The organism is Mucilaginibacter sp. SJ (assembly GCF_028993635.1).
In the GTDB taxonomy this organism is placed as follows: Bacteria; Bacteroidota; Bacteroidia; order Sphingobacteriales; family Sphingobacteriaceae; genus Mucilaginibacter.
On the sequence record NZ_CP118631.1, the window covers coordinates 2,969,503 to 2,986,990 of the forward strand.

The 17,488-nt window shown below is 42.6% G+C and carries 12 protein-coding genes; 3 read left to right on the forward strand and 9 right to left on the reverse strand.

Going from position 1 to position 17,488, the window contains the following annotated elements; translation table 11 throughout:
* Positions 1-148 precede the first annotated feature (148 nt).
* The 5 genes from MusilaSJ_RS11885 to MusilaSJ_RS11905 all read right to left on the reverse strand — a co-directional run bounded on the left by MusilaSJ_RS11885 (position 149) and on the right by MusilaSJ_RS11905 (position 4,114).
* Positions 149-538: a hypothetical protein gene (locus MusilaSJ_RS11885; RefSeq protein WP_274990144.1), complete on the reverse strand. Its 390-nt coding sequence runs from the start codon at positions 536-538 to the stop codon at positions 149-151.
* Positions 539-880: 342 nt separating this feature from the next.
* Positions 881-1,903: a recombinase RecA gene (gene recA / locus MusilaSJ_RS11890; protein ID WP_090534412.1), complete on the reverse strand. Its 1,023-nt coding sequence runs from the start codon at positions 1,901-1,903 to the stop codon at positions 881-883.
* A 156-nt stretch (positions 1,904-2,059) separates the two neighbouring features.
* Positions 2,060-2,818, reverse strand: a complete 759-nt coding sequence (gene nth, locus MusilaSJ_RS11895; RefSeq protein ID WP_274990145.1) for an endonuclease III — start codon at positions 2,816-2,818, stop codon at positions 2,060-2,062.
* A 246-nt stretch (positions 2,819-3,064) separates the two neighbouring features.
* Positions 3,065-3,259: a hypothetical protein gene (locus MusilaSJ_RS11900; protein ID WP_090534406.1), complete on the reverse strand. Its 195-nt coding sequence runs from the start codon at positions 3,257-3,259 to the stop codon at positions 3,065-3,067.
* 270 nt (positions 3,260-3,529) lie between these two features.
* Complete coding sequence (locus MusilaSJ_RS11905) at positions 3,530-4,114, reverse strand: RNA polymerase sigma factor (RefSeq protein ID WP_090534404.1); 585 nt, start codon at positions 4,112-4,114, stop codon at positions 3,530-3,532.
* Between the two features lie 510 nt (positions 4,115-4,624).
* Here MusilaSJ_RS11905 and uvrA point away from each other — a divergent pair.
* The 3 genes from uvrA to MusilaSJ_RS11920 all read left to right on the forward strand — a co-directional run bounded on the left by uvrA (position 4,625) and on the right by MusilaSJ_RS11920 (position 10,121).
* Positions 4,625-7,513, forward strand: coding sequence for an excinuclease ABC subunit UvrA (gene uvrA, locus MusilaSJ_RS11910; protein WP_274990146.1), 2,889 nt, complete (start codon positions 4,625-4,627; stop codon positions 7,511-7,513).
* Positions 7,514-7,754: 241 nt separating this feature from the next.
* Entirely contained in the window at positions 7,755-8,348 is a 594-nt protein-coding gene (locus tag MusilaSJ_RS11915; RefSeq protein WP_274990147.1) for a glycoside hydrolase family 19 protein, read from the forward strand.
* 132 nt (positions 8,349-8,480) lie between these two features.
* Positions 8,481-10,121 (forward strand): ABC transporter substrate-binding protein, encoded by a 1,641-nt coding sequence (locus tag MusilaSJ_RS11920; protein ID WP_274990148.1) that lies wholly within the window; start codon positions 8,481-8,483, stop codon positions 10,119-10,121.
* A 152-nt stretch (positions 10,122-10,273) separates the two neighbouring features.
* Here MusilaSJ_RS11920 and odhB read toward each other — a convergent pair whose 3' ends face one another.
* The 4 genes from odhB to MusilaSJ_RS11940 form a co-directional block, all read right to left on the reverse strand.
* The gene (gene odhB, locus MusilaSJ_RS11925) at positions 10,274-11,836 is read right to left on the reverse strand and encodes a 2-oxoglutarate dehydrogenase complex dihydrolipoyllysine-residue succinyltransferase (RefSeq protein WP_274990149.1); all 1,563 of its coding nucleotides are present in this window, start codon (positions 11,834-11,836) and stop codon (positions 10,274-10,276) included.
* Between the two features lie 63 nt (positions 11,837-11,899).
* Entirely contained in the window at positions 11,900-14,716 is a 2,817-nt protein-coding gene (locus tag MusilaSJ_RS11930) for a 2-oxoglutarate dehydrogenase E1 component (protein WP_274990150.1), read from the reverse strand.
* A 172-nt stretch (positions 14,717-14,888) separates the two neighbouring features.
* Positions 14,889-16,190, reverse strand: a complete 1,302-nt coding sequence (locus MusilaSJ_RS11935; RefSeq protein ID WP_274990151.1) for a DASH family cryptochrome — start codon at positions 16,188-16,190, stop codon at positions 14,889-14,891.
* A gap of 260 nt (positions 16,191-16,450) precedes the next feature.
* Positions 16,451-17,257, reverse strand: a complete 807-nt coding sequence (locus MusilaSJ_RS11940; RefSeq protein WP_274990152.1) for a 5'-nucleotidase, lipoprotein e(P4) family — start codon at positions 17,255-17,257, stop codon at positions 16,451-16,453.
* Between the last annotated feature and the right edge of the window lie 231 nt (positions 17,258-17,488).

Sequence of the window (17,488 nt, forward strand, 5' to 3'; positions counted from 1 at the left end):
TTTTTGCGGAAAAACGGGAACAATTGCTAACATAGTACTTGCCGCGGGTTGAGTGCGGTTTGCACTGCTACACTACTGCCGCGGGTTTAGCGCAGCGTAACCCGTGGTGTAACATGATTTAAGCTTCCAGCTTAAATCATGTTATAAATCAACACATCAATTCAATATCAATCAAGCCTTTATCATCCGCATAATCCCTGGCACTACTATAAAGAAAATGTTCTGGCTTATCAACCCAACCTGCGATAACAGGATTATTATGCAGGTAATGGAGTTTTTGATCAATCATTTTATCACCAAACAATTCTATAGGATGGTTCCCTGCCTGCCAAAATTGAAAATACTCGTTACCCGGATTATTCCGGTCTTCGCGTTCAAAGAACCAAAGCAACCAATCGCGCCTGCTTTCCTGTAAGTTTCCCTGAATCGCTTTTAAAATGGTTTTGGAAGTATGCCTTTTAATGTCCCTTAAAATATCCTGCATTGGCTTATCATTGTTCCAATAATTAAATGCACATGATTGCTCATGATAACCCATGCGTATAATTTAAGGCCTTTGTTTTTGATACAGTATTTGAGGCTTTCAACAAGGATATCCCTGTATTCAATTTCTTGTAAATACATCTATCCATTTAACAACGGTAAAGGTTACAAAATAAGGAAACTCCTGGTTGTGGAATTTATAGTTGCGGCTCATCAATTTAGGTTAGGTTGTTAGTGTTATTTAAGCTGAAAGCTTAAATGATATTACACCACGGGTTACGCTGCGCTAAACCCGCGGCAGTTTATATTTTACAACAAAAGCCTTCCGCATAGAAGGCTTTTGTTGTATTAGTTTAGTTTATCAGTGAAATCACACAATCAATCAGTATAATCCCAATTATACTTCTTCCATGCTTTCGCCGGTTACCGTTTCTTTGATCTTATTTTCCAACTCTTCCTGTAGCTCGGGGTTATCAAGGATCAGTTGTTTAACAGCATCGCGGCCCTGGCCTAAACGGGTTTCACCATAACTAAACCATGAACCTGCTTTTTTGATGATGTTATATTCAACACCCAGGTCAATGATCTCACCGGCCTTTGAAATACCTTCGCCAAACATGATATCAAACTCGGCAACACGGAACGGAGGGGCAACTTTATTCTTAACGATCTTAACCTTTACGCGGTTACCGGAAACCTCATCGGTGTCTTTAATTTGGGAGATACGGCGTACATCCAAACGTACCGAAGCATAAAATTTCAATGCATTACCACCGGTAGTGGTTTCAGGGTTACCAAACATAACACCGATCTTATCGCGCAGCTGGTTAATAAAGATACAGCAGCATCCTGTTTTGCTGATAGTGCCGGTTAGCTTACGTAATGCCTGTGACATTAAACGTGCATGCAGGCCCATTTTTGAATCGCCCATTTCGCCTTCTATCTCGGCTTTAGGAACCAATGCCGCAACAGAGTCGATAACCAAAATATCAATAGCGCCCGAACGGATCAGGTTATCGGCAATTTCCAGTGCCTGTTCACCATTATCAGGCTGGGAGATCAGCAGGTTTTCAACATCCACGCCTAATTTCTTGGCATAAAAACGATCGAAAGCATGCTCCGCATCAATAAAGGCGGCAATACCACCGTTCTTTTGCGATTCGGCAATGGCATGGATAGCCAAAGTTGTTTTACCTGACGATTCAGGCCCGTAGATCTCAATGATCCTTCCTTTAGGCAAACCGTTAACTCCCAAAGCAATATCAAGCCCTAATGAGCCGGTTGATATAACTTCAGTTTGTTCAACTACGGATTCGCCCAATTTCATGATGGTACCTTTACCGTATGATTTTTCCAGCTTATCTAACGTAAGCTGTAATGCCTTCAATTTATCAGCGCTATTTTTATCTATGTTAGCCATCGTATTAATTTCTTCAACAAATATAATTACATTTTTTAAAAATACTAATTTTTTTAGTAATTTATTTTTTATGTGAATGGTTCATTAAGTGAGTAGTTAATTAGGTTAGTATTGGCGAAGATAAGCAACTATTCACTTAATCAACTACCCACCTAATCAACCTTTATCCACACTTCTCTTCTTCAATTCCTTACCTATAATATTAAGGGCCTTTTTCTTTTTAGCTTCTTTGGCCTTCTTAAGTTTTGCAGCTTCAAGCCTTTGCAGCGCGGCTTCTGTATTATTGCGCTCATAATAGCGACAAAACCACGTTAGCGGACAAATATCGCATTTAGGGCTGCGCGCCAAACAAATATAGCGCCCATGCAATATAAGCCAGTGATGTGCAACACCTATATATTCTTTAGGGATATTTTGGACCAGCTGCCTTTCAACCGCCAGCGGGGTACGGGCATTATTGGTTAAGCCAATGCGGTTGGCCACCCTAAAAACATGCGTATCAACAGCCATGGCTGGTTCTTCAAAAATAACCGAAGCGATCACATTGGCTGTTTTACGGCCTACACCTGGTAATTTTTGCAGGTTTTCGATCCCGGAAGGTACTTCGCCGTCAAAAACTTCCATGAGCATTTTGCCCATGCCTACCAAATGTTTGGCTTTATTATTAGGATAACTTACAGACCGGATATATGCAAAAACTTCGTCGGATGTTGCGGCAGCCAGGTCTTGCGGAGTAGGAAAACGCTCAAACAGTGCAGGCGTTACCTGGTTAATCCGTTTATCAGTACACTGTGCCGAAAGTATAACGGCCACCAATAACTGAAATGGGTTATTATAGTGCAGCTCAGTAACCGGGTTAGGCTGGTTTTTAGAAAAATAATCAACAAAATAGCGATAGCGTTCGGCTTTTAACATTTTTAGTTCATGGTTGATAGTTCATGGATCATGGTTCAAGCACCCAGCTTAACGCAATGGCGATCCTGTCCAAAAGTATAGATATTCACAACAATAAAAAACCATGAACTATGATCCATCAACCATAAGCCATCTTAAAATAGAAAGGTTCATAAATCACTTATTGGGTTTGGGTTTTTCGATTCGCATCGGTAACCTTTTCAACAATCATGATCTATGAACCAGTGGGGGAATCCGCAATAAATACTAACGTAAGCTTTTTGAATAATCCAGGATCTGGTGTATAGTTTGCACTTTGGGTTTCCTGATCAGCAGGTCCAAATCAGCACGAATTGAATTGTAAAAAATCACTTCGTCGGCGTCCAGATTTTCTTGTGCGTTCCTGTTCATTTCAGCTTCGTTAGCTAATGCATTTAACGTTTTTGTAAAGGTTTCATCCATAAGCTTATTTTACTATAATTTTTATATGGTTTATAACGGTGGCTTAAAGATAATATTTTGTTAAATGAAAATTAAATGAAATTTTTATTTAAAGAAATTAGCCGCCGGAAGCTATGAATTACGTTATTGCAACAGTAAATAACTTTATATCAGCAACTAATGAAACAATATCAGAATTTTATACAAAAAATAAGGTTAGAATATTATTATCCGGTTTAACCTAAACAATAATATCCTAACCTTTTATCGCTAATCTCTTATACTAAAAAGCTAATTTTTCAGGCTTAGCTCTTTGCTCTGCATCATTTTGCGGAGGTTATTAAGGGCATAGCGCATACGGCCAAGAGCGGTATTGATACTAACATCGGTAATATCGGCAATCTCTTTAAAACTCATATCGCCAAAGTGGCGCATAATGAGCACCTCCTTTTGTTCGGATGGAAGCAGTTGGATCAGTGCTTTAAGATCCTTATGGGTTTGATCCCTAACCATTTTATCCTCGGTACTTTCATCATAATTACCAAGCACTTCAAAAATATCGAAATCATCGCCATTGCTGATCATAGGCGCACGTTTTTCACGGCGGAAATGGTCAATCACCAGGTTATGTGCAATACGGGTTACCCAGGGCAAAAATTTACCTTCTTCATTATATTTACCGGCTTTAAGTGTGTTAATCACCTTTATAAATGCATCCTGAAAAATATCTTCGGCAAGGTATTCGTCTTTTACCAGCAGGTAAATTGAGGTATATATTTTTGATTGGTAACGCCTTATCAATTCTACTAAACCGGCTTCGTCGCCGGCTACATATAGATGGATTAGATCCTGATCACTCTTCAATTGAAAATCCATAGAAAGTACTACTTAAAACTTAATTTTTAGTTAAAACCTTTTAAAGTAAAGTATATTCTATAGCGTGCTCCTTAGGGGTTAAAGATTTGTTTGTTCAAATAAAATAAATTATTGGTAAAAAAACAAATAAAATTTTTTTTTTTGCGTCCTACTTTACTATTAATCGGTATAATTACCTATAAAACCATCATTTATTTGGCACACTTCCGTTAGACTTATTTTTAATACCGAAGGTTTAATCATTCGCCAAAATAAATTTTTTAAAAAGTAGTTGTTAAAACAACATTAAGTTTTAAAAAGTCAGCAAACTGTAAACTCCAATATTTCACGCAGTTTAATCCAATAAACAATTAAAACCCATTTGGATTCTGCTAAATTTTTTAGGATTTTTGCATTCGCAAAAAGTTCATGGTTAATAGATCATGGTTCATGGTATAAATTTTGCGCCACTAACCTGCAAAGCGTCCTACTATGATCCATCAACCATCAACTATGAACTAATTCAATAGAATGAGTAAAGAAGCAGAAAAAGATCCGCAAAAACATATTATCATAAAAGGCGCAAGGGTACACAACCTTAAAAACCTTGATGTGGCTATTCCCAAAAATAAACTGGTGGTAGTTACCGGCATGTCGGGTTCGGGCAAATCATCGCTCGCTTTCGATACTTTGTACGCCGAAGGCCAGCGCCGCTATGTGGAAAGCCTTTCATCATACGCCCGCCAGTTTTTGGGCCGTATGAACAAGCCCGATGTTGATTATATTAAAGGCATTGCACCGGCTATAGCTATTGAGCAAAAGGTAATTACCTCAAACCCACGTTCAACTGTTGGTACTTCAACCGAGATCTACGATTATTTAAAACTGCTTTTCTCACGTATCGGTAAAACGATATCGCCCATATCAGGCAATATCGTAAAAAAAGACTCAGTGACCGATGTGGTTAACTTTGTGCTTTCATTGCCTAACGAAACCCAGGTAACCATTCTTGCTCCATTGCACCCGCACAATAACCGGAGCCTTAAAGAGGAGCTTGCCGTATTGATGCAAAAAGGTTTTGTTCGCGTTGAATACAATGGCAAACTTTCGCGTATCGAATCTTTATTAGAGGATGAAACAGTGGAGAACGTTCCTTTAATGGCGGCTGAACCAATTGTCGAGATCAAAAAAACAAAGGCAAAAAAGGGAGCTGCAGAAACTACCGAAATTGATCAGCAAATTGCAGTACGCATAGTTGTTGACCGCGTTACCAAGAATGAGGAAGACGAAACTATTAGCCGCTTAGGCGACTCCATACAGACTGCCTTTTTTGAAGGCAAGGGCGATTGTTTTGTTCGTTTCCAGGAACCTGACAACGATACCGAGCATGAGCGCTTTTTTTGCGACCGTTTTGAGTTAGACGGATTGAAGTTTGAAGAGCCTACGCCAAACTTCTTCAGCTTTAATAATCCGTACGGTGCCTGCAAAAAGTGCGAAGGTTATGGCAAGGTGATCGGTATTGATGAAGACCTGGTTATCCCGGATAAAAGTAAATCTATTTATGAGGGAGCCATTGCGCCCTGGCGCGGCGAAAAAATGCGCGAATGGAACGATGCGCTGGTAAGACATGCCTTAAAGTTCGACTTCCCTATCCACCGTCAATACAATCAACTAACCGAAAAAGAGCAGCGCCTGCTCTGGACCGGCAATAAGTTTTTCCGTGGTCTTGACGAGTTTTTCAAAGAAATGGAAGAACAAACGTATAAGATCCAGTACCGTGTTTTGCTGTCGCGATACAGGGGCAAAACTACCTGCCCGGAATGTAAGGGCAGCCGATTACGAATGGATGCCTCGTACGTAAAGATCAATAAAAAGTCGATAACCGATGTGGTACTGATGCCGCTGGATAAAGCCTTTGAATTTTTTAAATCGCTTGAACTCAGTGAAACTGAGGCCAAAATCGGCAAACGCTTGCTAATGGAAATAACCAACCGCCTCGGCTTTTTAAATGATGTGGGCTTGAGCTATTTAACGCTCAATCGTTTATCAAATACATTATCAGGCGGGGAGTCGCAGCGAATCAACCTCGCTACGTCATTGGGCAGCAGCCTGGTAGGTTCCGTGTATGTTTTGGATGAGCCAAGCATCGGTTTGCACCCGCGTGATACCCAAAGGCTGATCAGCGTATTAAAATCCCTCCGCGATGTGGGTAACACCGTATTGGTTGTTGAGCATGAGGAAGAGATCATGAAAGCTGCCGATCATATTATTGATATTGGTCCGGAGGCCGGTACCCATGGCGGCGAGCTGATTTTTACCGGTACTTATAACGAAATTATAAAAGACGATAAAAGTCTCACCGGCAAATACCTGAGCGGCAGGGAAGAAATAGCTATCCCCGCAAGCCGCCGCAAATGGCACGATTTTATCGAAATAAAAGGCGCGCGCGAAAACAACCTGAAACATGTCACCGCCAAATTTCCGTTAGGCGTGCTTACTGTTGTTACCGGCGTATCCGGCTCGGGCAAAACCAGTTTGGTAAAACGCATCCTTGCCCCGGCCGTTCAAAAGGCATTGGGCAATTATTCGGGCGAACAAACAGGCTCATATGATGCCATTGATGGCGATTACAGCAAAATTGAACAGATTGAACTGGTTGACCAAAACCCAATAGGCCGTTCATCGCGCTCAAACCCGGTTACTTATGTTAAAGCCTGGGACGAGATCCGAAACCTGTACGCCGCTCAGCCGGCAGCAAAAGCTGCAGGGCTGAAACCTTCGGCGTTTTCATTTAACGTTGAAGGCGGCCGTTGCGATGTTTGCCAGGGTGAAGGTGAGGTTAAGATAGAGATGCAGTTTATGGCAGATATCTTTCTTACCTGCGAAACCTGCGGGGGCCATCGTTTTAAGCAGCATATTTTAGATATCCAATACAAAGAAAAAAACGTATCGGAGATCCTGAACATGACCATCGATGAGGCAGTTGAGTTTTTTGCCAAAGAGCCAAAGATCATCGCCAAAATAAAACCGCTGGTTGATGTTGGTTTGGGATATGTTCAGTTGGGGCAGTCGTCAAATACCTTGTCAGGTGGCGAGGCACAGCGTATTAAGCTTGCATCGTTCCTGGTAAAAGGCAACAACACCAATAAAACGCTATTCATCTTTGACGAGCCTACCACCGGTTTGCACTTTGCTGATATTAAAAAACTGCTGAAATCATTTGATGCCCTGCTTGATCATGGCAATACCATCATTGTTATTGAGCATAACATGGATGTGATCAAATGTGCAGACTGGGTTATCGATATTGGCCCGGAAGGCGGCGACCGCGGTGGTAAAGTAGTATTTGAAGGCGTTCCTGAAGACCTTCTAAAACAAAAAGACAGCTATACGGGCAAGTTTTTAAAAGAGCGGTTTTAATTTAAAGTGCTCGTGTAATAAAACGGGCACTTTAAAATTTGCTTTATAAACATACTCCTACTTTAGGCCTTTCTCAACCAATGCCGGAATTGCCTTGAAAATCCCGGCCCAACTCTTTGAATATCAGCCTTGGTATTCCAAACGTGAATATTTATATTTACCTAAATCTTCCATACTTTTTTAATCTGAAACATCCGTTTACAGCAATTAATTTTATTACTAATACCTAAATTTCATTATCATGCCAGGTACAAAAGAATTTTATGATACTATCCGTGCGTCTGTATTTAAAGGCCACATTTCACAAAGCCAGGTTGATGGCATCGAAGCAATTTTAAAAGCCGCAGCAGATGCCGGCGTTACCGATCAGCGTAAGGTAGCCTACATGTTAGGCACCGTTTACCATGAATGCGCAGGCACTATGCAGCCGATAAATGAATTTGGCAAAGGCAAAGGTCATCCCTATGGCGAAAAATTTAAAATGGGCGGGGGGCCTGGTCACCGTGTTCCTTATACAACGCCCGATCAGCTTTATTATGGCCGCGGTTTTGTACAATTAACCTGGTACGAGAACTATGACGCCATGGGCAAGCATTTACACCTCGACCTGCTTAACCATCCCGAATTGGCGCTTCAACCTGATGTAGCTGCCAACATTATGATTGAAGGTATGACAAAAGGCATGTTTACCGGCGTTGGCTTAGGCAAATATTTTGACGCCACCCATGCCGACTGGATCAACGCCCGTCGTATTATTAACGGGAATGATCACGATGTGCTGATAGCAGGTTATGCCAAACATTTTTATAAGGGATTGACCGGTATTGATGCGTAAATTGAGTATGCGACTGTTTAGCTTTTAATTTCGAACAGTCGCACAACTTTTACTTTCGGCAATCAATCATCCCTGCGCAATAATCGACTAATAACCCACTCTGATATCGTGATATTTGATATATTAGCTTAAATGAATAAGCTGATCACTTACCTTTTTGTATTATTCTCCATTCAGCTTTGTTCCTGCCATACGGATACTTCTCCCGATCAGCACAAAACCGTTTTTAATATCAATCTTGAAGAGGGCCTTACCTCGCTTGATCCGGCTTTTTGCCGCAACCATTATACTATTTGGATGGACAACCAGCTTTACAACGGTCTGGTCCAGATCAACGATAGTTTAAAAACCATTCCCTGTATAGCCAAAAGCTGGGAAACATCAGCTGATGGTTTATTATATACCTTCCATCTGCGTAATGATGTATATTTTCATGACGACCCTCATTTTGCAAATGGTACAGGTCGAAAGGCAGTGGCCTCAGATTTTGCCTATAGTTTTAGTCGTTTGATCGATCCTAAAGTTGCTTCATCCGGCTCATGGATCTTCAGTGATAAGGTAAAGGACAAAAGCGCCTTCATGGCACCTAATGACAGTACTTTCCAAATCAGGCTTAAACAGCCTTTCGCTCCCTTTTTAAGCTTACTCACGGCACAATATTGCTCCGTAGTACCCAAAGAAGTGGTTGAGTTTTACGGCAAGGACTTCAGGAGCCACCCGGTAGGCACCGGCCCTTTCAGGTTTAAATACTGGAAAGAAGGCGAAGTACTGGTATTTTTAAAAAATGAGCATTACTGGGAAAAAGACGAAAAAGGCAACCGCCTCCCCTACCTGGATGCCATCCGTTCTACCTTTATTGCTGATAAGCAGACTTCGTTTCTGGAGTTTGTAAAAAAGAATATCGATTTTTTGAATGATATCGACGGCAGCTATCGCGATGATATCCTCACTAAAGCAGGCAAGGTAACGCAAAAATATAAGGGCAAGTTTATACTCAATACCGCTCCTTACCTGAACACCATTTACCTGGGTATGCTGGTGGATACCACTTTACCTATTGTAAAAAAATCCCCTTTAAAAATACTTAAGATCAGGCAGGCCATCAACTACGCCATCGACCGCGAAAAGATGATCAAATACCTCCGCAACAGTATGGGTACACCGGGCTACGGAGGTTTTGTGCCCGAAGGCATGCCCGGCTTTAACGGCACAGGGATAAAAGGATATACCTACGATCCCGAAAAAGCACGTTGCCTGCTTCGCGATGCCGGTTACCCCAATGGTAAAAACATGCCCGAAATTACCCTGGCTACCACCGTTGGTTACCGCAGTTTAATTGAGTATGTACAAGGCCAATTGGAACGCATTGGTATAAAAACAAATGTAGAGATAACCCAGGGCGCCAGCCTGCGCGAACTGATCTCAAAAAACGGCATCAACTTTTTTTATGGTTCGTGGATAGCCGATTATCCCGATGCCGAAAACTACCTTTCAGTTTTTTATTCCAAAAACAAAATCCCTTTCGGCCCAAATTATACCGGGTTTAACAATAAAAAGTTCGATGAGCTTTTTGAGCAAACCTACCAGGTAAAAGATGACGAAAAACGCTTTGCCATCTACCGCCAGATGGATAACCTCATGATGGAGCAATCGCCGGTTGTGGTATTATACTATGATAAACTGGTAAACCTTTATCAAAACAACATTAGCGGTTATAGCCTTAACGGGCAAAATTTATTGGTGCTTAAGAGGGTTGTAAAGAGGTCCTTTTAGAGATTCGAGGTTGGAGGTCAGAGATTAGTTGTACTTGGTTCGTCGCTACTTCTAATCACCTGACAAATTTCAAAACCTTGCAAAACCTATTACACAAAAAAAATCCCGGAGGGAAAACCTACCGGGATCTCTTTTATAAAGTTTTTGCAGGGTTATACACCTAACAACAACCTTGCAGGATCTTCAAGCAATTGCTTAACCCTTACCAGGAAGCTTACCGATTCACGACCGTCGATGATGCGGTGATCATATGACAGGGCAAGGTACATCATCGGGCGGATCACAACCTGTCCGTTTACTGCTACCGGGCGCTCAATGATATTATGCATACCCAAAATGGCCGATTGAGGCGCATTAATGATCGGCGTCGATAACATCGAACCAAACACACCACCATTGGTAATGGTAAATGTGCCGCCGGTCATTTCAGGGATGGTCAGTTTATTTTCGCGGGCTTTACCGGCAAGTACCACAATGGCTTTCTCAATTTCGGCAAGGCTCATGCTATCAGCATTGCGGATAACCGGAACAACCAAACCCTTAGGGGCAGAAACAGCGATGGAGATATCAGCAAAATTGCTATACACAATTTCTTCTCCTTCAATACGAGCGCCAACGGCCGGCCAATCTTTCAAAGCTTCAGTAACAGCTTTGGTGAAGAACGACATGAAACCTAAGCCCACACCATGTTTCTCTTTGAATTTATCTTTGTATTTACCGCGTAATTCCATGATCGGCTGCATATCAACCTCGTTAAAGGTGGTAAGCATTGCCGTTTCATTTTTAACCGATACTAAACGTTTAGCAACGGTTTTACGCAGTGAGGTCATTTTCTCGCGTTTTTCGTCCCTGGCGCCACCTGTAGAAGTTGCAACCGGAGCGGTAGCAGCAGGCTGAGCAGCCGAAGCAGTTGGTTTAGCTACCGGAGCTTGCGCGCCAAGGGCATCACCTTTAGTGATACGGCCGTCAACACCTGAACCTGATACTGATTTTGGATCAACACCTTTTTCGGCTAATATTTTGGCGGCAGCCGGTGATGGCGTACCTGATGCATAAGTTTTAGCACTTTCGGCAGCTGCACCACCACGTGGCGATTCATCGGCAGCGTTCACTACAGCCGGGGTTACCGGGGTAACTGCAGGTTGTGAAGCGCCTGCACCTTCAATAGTACAAACTACGGTACCAATAGCTAACACATCGCCTTCTTTAGCGATTGTTTTTAATGTACCTGCTTTTTCGGCGGTAAGTTCAAAAGTAGCTTTATCTGATTCCAGTTCAGCAACGGCTTCATCCATAGCAACAGCGTCGCCGTCTTTCTTAATCCAGCGGGATAAAGTAACCTCGGTGATAGATTCACCTACCGGCGGCACTTTAATTTCAACAGATGCTGCAGCCGGAGCGGCAGCAACAGGGGCCGGAGCAGGACCGTTCGCTACCACTTCTGGCTGTGGTTGTGCCGCGGGAGCAGCAGCTTCAGCGCCTCCGTCTTCAATATTGGCAACAACAGCGCCAATTGATAGCACATCGCCTTCATTGGCAACGATTTTTAAAGTACCGGCTTTTTCGGCAGTAAGCTCAAAAGTAGCCTTGTCTGACTCAAGTTCGGCAATAACCTCGTCCATTTCAACGTGGTCGCCGTCTTTCTTTTTCCAGCTCGAAAGGGTTACTTCAGTAATTGATTCGCCTACGGTAGGCACCTTAATCGCTAAGCTCATATTGTAGTATTGTAGATTTTATATTTTTTTTAATGGACTATATCAGGATACTTAATTGACGGATCAATCAGCACCGGCATCAGCCATTTTCTTTGTTGTTTTTTTAACAGCTTCTTTAACCGCTTTACCGGCAGGAGCCTCGAAAGCTTTTGAAACTATGTATAACTGCTGGGCGGCGTGCTGCTTGGCAAAACCGGTTGCAGTACTGCTGCCTTCTATCCTCGAAATAACGCTCAAATTAATCAGCTTATCGTTGTGGAACTTACGGCAAATGTAAGGCCATGCACCCATATTTTCAGGCTCTTCCTGTACCCATATAAACTCGGCCTTTTCATATTTGGCTTTAATTTTCAGGATTTGGGTAACCGGAGTAGGATAAAGCTGCTCTACGCGTACAATAGCTACATCCTTACGGTTATCAGCCTGTTGTTTGTCGAGTAGGTCATAGTAAACCTTACCTGTACATAACAGTACACGTTTTACCTTTTTAGGATCAGCGTAAGTATCATCTATCAATTCGTGGAACTTACCGCTGGTAAAATCTTCGATCGGCGATACACATTTAGGACTGCGCAACAAGCTTTTTGGAGTAAAGATGATCAATGGCTTGCGGAAGTCACGGTGCATCTGACGCCTTAAGATATGGAAGAAGTTGGCAGGAGTAGTACAATTAGCTACCTGGATATTATCATCGGCACAAAGCTCCATAAAACGTTCAACGCGTGCAGATGAGTGCTCAGGGCCCTGGCCTTCATAACCGTGAGGCAGCAACATTACCAAACCATTACCACGCTGCCATTTAGTTTCGGCGCTGGCGATGTACTGATCAACAATGATCTGCGCACCATTAAAGAAGTCACCAAACTGGGCTTCCCAAATGGTTAAAGCAGTTGGGTTTGCAAGCGCATAACCGTATTCAAAACCTAAAACACCATACTCAGATAATAAAGAGTTATAGATGCTCAGTTTAGCTTCGGGGTTAATGGATGCAAGCGGTGTAAATTCATCTTCCGAATCAACCAGCGTCAATACCGCATGGCGATGCGAGAAAGTACCACGTTTTACGTCTTCACCACTTAACCTGATCGGGTAGCCTTCTTTTAACAAAGTCCCATAAGCAAGCAATTCGCCCATGGCCCAGTCAAACACTTTGGTTTTGTTTACCATAGCGCTGCGGTCTTCAAACAGTTTCTCAATTTTCTTGAAGAACTCTTTGTTTGGTGGTAAAACGGTGATCTTATTACCAATCTCTAATATAGTTTCTTCGGCTACTGACGTATCAATAGCTTTTACAAGTTCTTTATGGCTTGCCAGGTGTAAACCGCTCCAGGCACCTTCAAACATGGCAATGGTATCAGTAAACCTTTCTTCTGATTTTACTTCGTCCAGCTTTTGCTGTAACTCATCTTTGAAGGTTTTTTCGATAGATTTCAAGAATTCAGCATCTATGCTACCTTCATCTATGAGTTTCTGATTGTAAATCTTTAACGGATTAGGGTGCGCATCGATAGCTTTGTATAACAGCGGCTGGGTGAATTTAGGCTCATCAGCTTCGTTATGGCCATAACGGCGATAGCAAAGGATATCGATAAATACATCCTCATTAAAGATCTGCCTGTATTCCATAGCCAGGTTTACCACGTACGCCAGAGCCTCAACATCATCACCGTTTACGTGAAAAACCGGCGAAAGCACAGTTTTGGCAACGTCGGTACAATAGGTACTTGAACGGGCGTCTTTATAGTTGGTGGTAAAACCTATCTGGTTGTTGATAACCAGGTGAATGGTGCCGCCTGTGCGGTAGCCATCCAGCTTTTCCATTTGTAAAACTTCATATACTATACCCTGACCGGCAATTGAAGCGTCGCCATGGATCAGGATCGGAGCGATCTTTGAATGATCGCCGCCATATTTAAAGTCGATTTTTGAACGGGTAATACCTTCTACAACCGGGTCAACAGCTTCCAGGTGCGATGGGTTAGGACAAAGGCTCAGGTGAACTTTTTTTCCGTTTTTGGTAAGCACGTCGGTTGAAAAACCTAAGTGGTATTTCACGTCACCACCAAAAGGCGATTCAGAATCGTAGTTTTTACCTTCAAACTCAGAGAATACCTCTTTATAGGTTTTCTCCATGATGTTGGTTAACACGTTCAAACGCCCGCGGTGCGCCATACCGATGATAAACTCCTCGATACCCAGATCGGCGCCTTTTTTTATTACCGAGTCCATGGATGGGATCAGCGCCTCGGCTCCTTCCAGTGAAAAACGTTTTTGGCCAAGGAATTTAGTGCCTAAAAAGTTTTCGAAAGTTACAGCCTCATTCAGCTTGTTAAGCATTTCCTTCTTTTCATCAAGGGTGAAAGAAGGAGCATTGCGACGGCTTTCCATCCGCTCTTCAAACCATTTTATTTTAATGGGATTGCGGATGTATTTATATTCCGTACCTATTGAACGGCAGTAAGTATCTTCAAGCAGTTGGCGGATATCGCGCAATTTGGCGGCACCTAAACCAACTTCAACACCGGCGTTAAAAACGGTATCAAGGTCAGCTTCGCTCAAACCAAAAGTTTCAAGCTCCTTGCCAGGGTAATAATGGCGGCGTTCGCGAACGGGGTTTGTTTTTGCAAACAAATGCCCGCGCGAGCGGTAACCATCTATCATGTTTAATACGTTAATTTCCTTTAAAAAATGTTCAGGAGTAGCTTCACCAACGACAGCAGGTGCAATTGCTCCGGCAGCATCGGTATCTTTACCAAAATCAAATCCTTCAAAGAATTTTTGCCATCCAAAATCAACCGATTCCGGTTCCTGTTTGTATTGTTCGTATAGGGAAGATATGTAGGCAGCGTTTCCGCTATTTATATAATTGAGACGATCCATGTGAAACTGATCTTTAAAACGGTACAAAAGTAATGATATACCGCTATATACTTCATAATTAATTGTAAAGAAATTTAGCCATTATTAGGCTTATTTTACCCATTGGGGTGAAAACTCAAATTATGGCGTGTTGTTTTGAAACGGATATAAAATATTTTGATACAGATAATATTTAAGTCCTAACCAAATCCCCGGCTTCATCTATGGATGATGGCTGCCAGGTATTCACAAAATCGGTTTTGGCTTCAAGCTCTTTGGGCAGCTTGGTAACTATAGCGTATTTGCTTTCCTTAGCATCGTTAACACCGGCAATAAAGGCCCAGTTGCCCCAATTGCTCGCCGGCGAATAATCAATAAGCTTTTCTTCAAAATAAGCAGCCCCCTGTACCCAGTCGGCTTTGAGGGTATTTACCAAATAGCCCGCTACTACCTGCCGGTTTTGATTACTGATATAGCCCGTAGCATTAAGTTCATGCATTGCTGCATCAATAAGGGGAACTCCTGTTTCACCGTTTTTCCATTTTTGGAGCAACAGGTCGGCGTCCGGTGCAAGGTCAGTGCCCTGAGCTTCGTCTTTAGCTTTGATAAATTTTTGGCCATGTTTTTTAAACATAAACCTGAAGTAATCGCGCCAAAGCAATTCAAGCTTTAACAGGCTGCTATTACTGCCATACTTCTGAATTTCCCAGTAAACCTGCCTCGGCGAGATACATCCTATCGAAATCCATGGAGAAAGTTTTGAAGAGCAATCAGAACCGTTACGGCCATTTTTTTGTTTCAGCAACTGGTCTGCATTGGCAAAACACTTATGCATTTGCACCAAAGCCGCTGTTTCGCCCCCCTGAAAATATTCGGTAGCGCGCATATCGTCAACAGGCTCGTTTAAACCTAATTGTTGCAAGGTTGGTAATTCGCCGGCATCGGTAATTTCCGGAACGCTGATATGATCGGGTTTGGGTACGCATGGGCGAACATTACTGTCACGTTCCACCTTCTTTTTAAAAACCGCGAAACTATCCGGGATATCCTTTATCGGGAAAGGAAGATCTTCCTTATGATACATGGTATGACCGATGAAATGCTTGAGGTTAAGCCTCATTTTCCATAGGGCGGTTTCAACCTGCTCGGAGATATTTGTTTCTTCGTAAGCTACTTCACGGTGATGGTAAACTTCATTTACCTGGTATTCCTGGGCAAGCTGGGGGATCACATCGGCAGGATTACCGATGCGGATGATCAATTCGGCACCAAAATCCTGTAAATTTTTGCGGAGATCGGCAACGGCCTCTAAAAGGAACCTCGCCCTGAAATCCCCTGTTTTTGAAGCGCCGCTTTCGGTATGCTGAAAATAATAAGGATCAAAACAATAAACCGGCAGTATTTTATCAGCCTTGCGTACAGCTTCTAACAAAATTTCGTTATCATTTATGCGCAAGTCATTTCTAAACCAAACCAGAATAGTTCTATCACTCATAGTTAAACGGGGGTTAACTGAATAATAATAATGCAGTATGCAAATTTGCAATTTATTTGCGCTTCATGCACATTTTACCGCAAGATTATGACATCACCCAAACATTCAATTATTTTATTAAACTAAGTAAAATGCTTTAGCTATATAAAATAATTACACCTACAGCGGGATCAGCGTGTAAATATACGTAAATACAGGCAATTAAGTTATATACCGTGCCCGGGCGGCTATCCCCTGTCAACCATTAAACTATGGCAGCTTCATTGATCGGCTTTGATCTTCGCCCTGATCACCGAATCTTTTTGGGCAGGGCTAAGCTTGTAATTAAACCGGAAAAGTGCCCCTTCAAAATCACCATATGAAGGATTGGGAATAACAATATACCTTTTGCCAAATTCCGTTCGCAGCTTTTGTGTAGTGGCTGTCCTGTTTTCTTCGGCCGGGTGATTATCATACAGCAGGTCAAAGTCGGGCAGGTTATCGCCGCAAAGCAGCAGGATGTTATGTGTTTTTAAAACGTTAAGACGGCGCGCTTCCTTGCTTGATGAAGTAGTTTTCAACTGCAGGTGTTCATCATCGGCATTAGGCAATCCATACAACTGTAGATTTTTAAGCGTACTTGCCCGCTCATTTTCATTACGGTTGGTGATGTAAAATATCGTGATCCCTTTTGATGCAGCGTACTTAAAAAAGGCAGGTGCGCCCGGCACAGTATCAGCAACGGCTTTGTCTGTCCATTGTTTCCAGGTGGCATCGCTGTAATCTAAGTTCTGTAAGGCGCGATGAGCATCATAGGGGCTATTATCCAGCACGGTTTCATCAATATCGGTAACAATAGCCAGCGGTTTATCACCGGGGTTCTTAATTCCTTCGTCAACCCTGAGCTTAGCTATATTATAGGCCTGAAAGCATAATGCTTTGTACTCCGCCGCCCGCTGCTGCCATAATGAAGCCCAGGCCTTACCATCGTTGGTAATGCTGGTATTAGGATTGGCAGTTTTTTTAACAGATGAGCAGGCGCTGAATAACAACAGGCCTGCAAATAGATAGCTATAGCTTTTTTTCATATGGGTTGATTAAAAAGAGTGCCGGTCGAGACCTTGTCGAAGACTCATGCGGAAAAAGTACGCCGGCATGCTTTGACGAACTACCGTTTAACTAAAACGAGTGTCATGCTGAGGCCCTCGAAGCATTGTGAGCAGGGCCTCTGCGCGCGACCCTTCGACGGGCTCAGGGTGACAGGCCCTTTTGCTTTATATTATTTCATCTTCAAAGTCGCTCGATTTGAACACTCCGTA

Bases quoted from the DNA above. Each gene is read 5' to 3' on its own strand.
- MusilaSJ_RS11885 (WP_274990144.1), bottom strand. From the start codon at position 538: ATGGGTTATCATGAGCAATCATGTGCATTTAATTATTGGAACAATGAT.
- recA (WP_090534412.1), bottom strand. From the start codon at position 1,903: ATGGCTAACATAGATAAAAATAGCGCTGATAAATTGAAGGCATTACAG.
- nth (WP_274990145.1), bottom strand. From the start codon at position 2,818: ATGTTAAAAGCCGAACGCTATCGCTATTTTGTTGATTATTTTTCTAAA.
- MusilaSJ_RS11900 (WP_090534406.1), bottom strand. From the start codon at position 3,259: ATGGATGAAACCTTTACAAAAACGTTAAATGCATTAGCTAACGAAGCT.
- MusilaSJ_RS11905 (WP_090534404.1), bottom strand. From the start codon at position 4,114: ATGGATTTTCAATTGAAGAGTGATCAGGATCTAATCCATCTATATGTA.
- uvrA (WP_274990146.1), top strand. From the start codon at position 4,625: ATGAGTAAAGAAGCAGAAAAAGATCCGCAAAAACATATTATCATAAAA.
- MusilaSJ_RS11915 (WP_274990147.1), top strand. From the start codon at position 7,755: ATGCCAGGTACAAAAGAATTTTATGATACTATCCGTGCGTCTGTATTT.
- MusilaSJ_RS11920 (WP_274990148.1), top strand. From the start codon at position 8,481: ATGAATAAGCTGATCACTTACCTTTTTGTATTATTCTCCATTCAGCTT.
- odhB (WP_274990149.1), bottom strand. From the start codon at position 11,836: ATGAGCTTAGCGATTAAGGTGCCTACCGTAGGCGAATCAATTACTGAA.
- MusilaSJ_RS11930 (WP_274990150.1), bottom strand. From the start codon at position 14,716: ATGGATCGTCTCAATTATATAAATAGCGGAAACGCTGCCTACATATCT.
- MusilaSJ_RS11935 (WP_274990151.1), bottom strand. From the start codon at position 16,190: ATGAGTGATAGAACTATTCTGGTTTGGTTTAGAAATGACTTGCGCATA.
- MusilaSJ_RS11940 (WP_274990152.1), bottom strand. From the start codon at position 17,257: ATGAAAAAAAGCTATAGCTATCTATTTGCAGGCCTGTTGTTATTCAGC.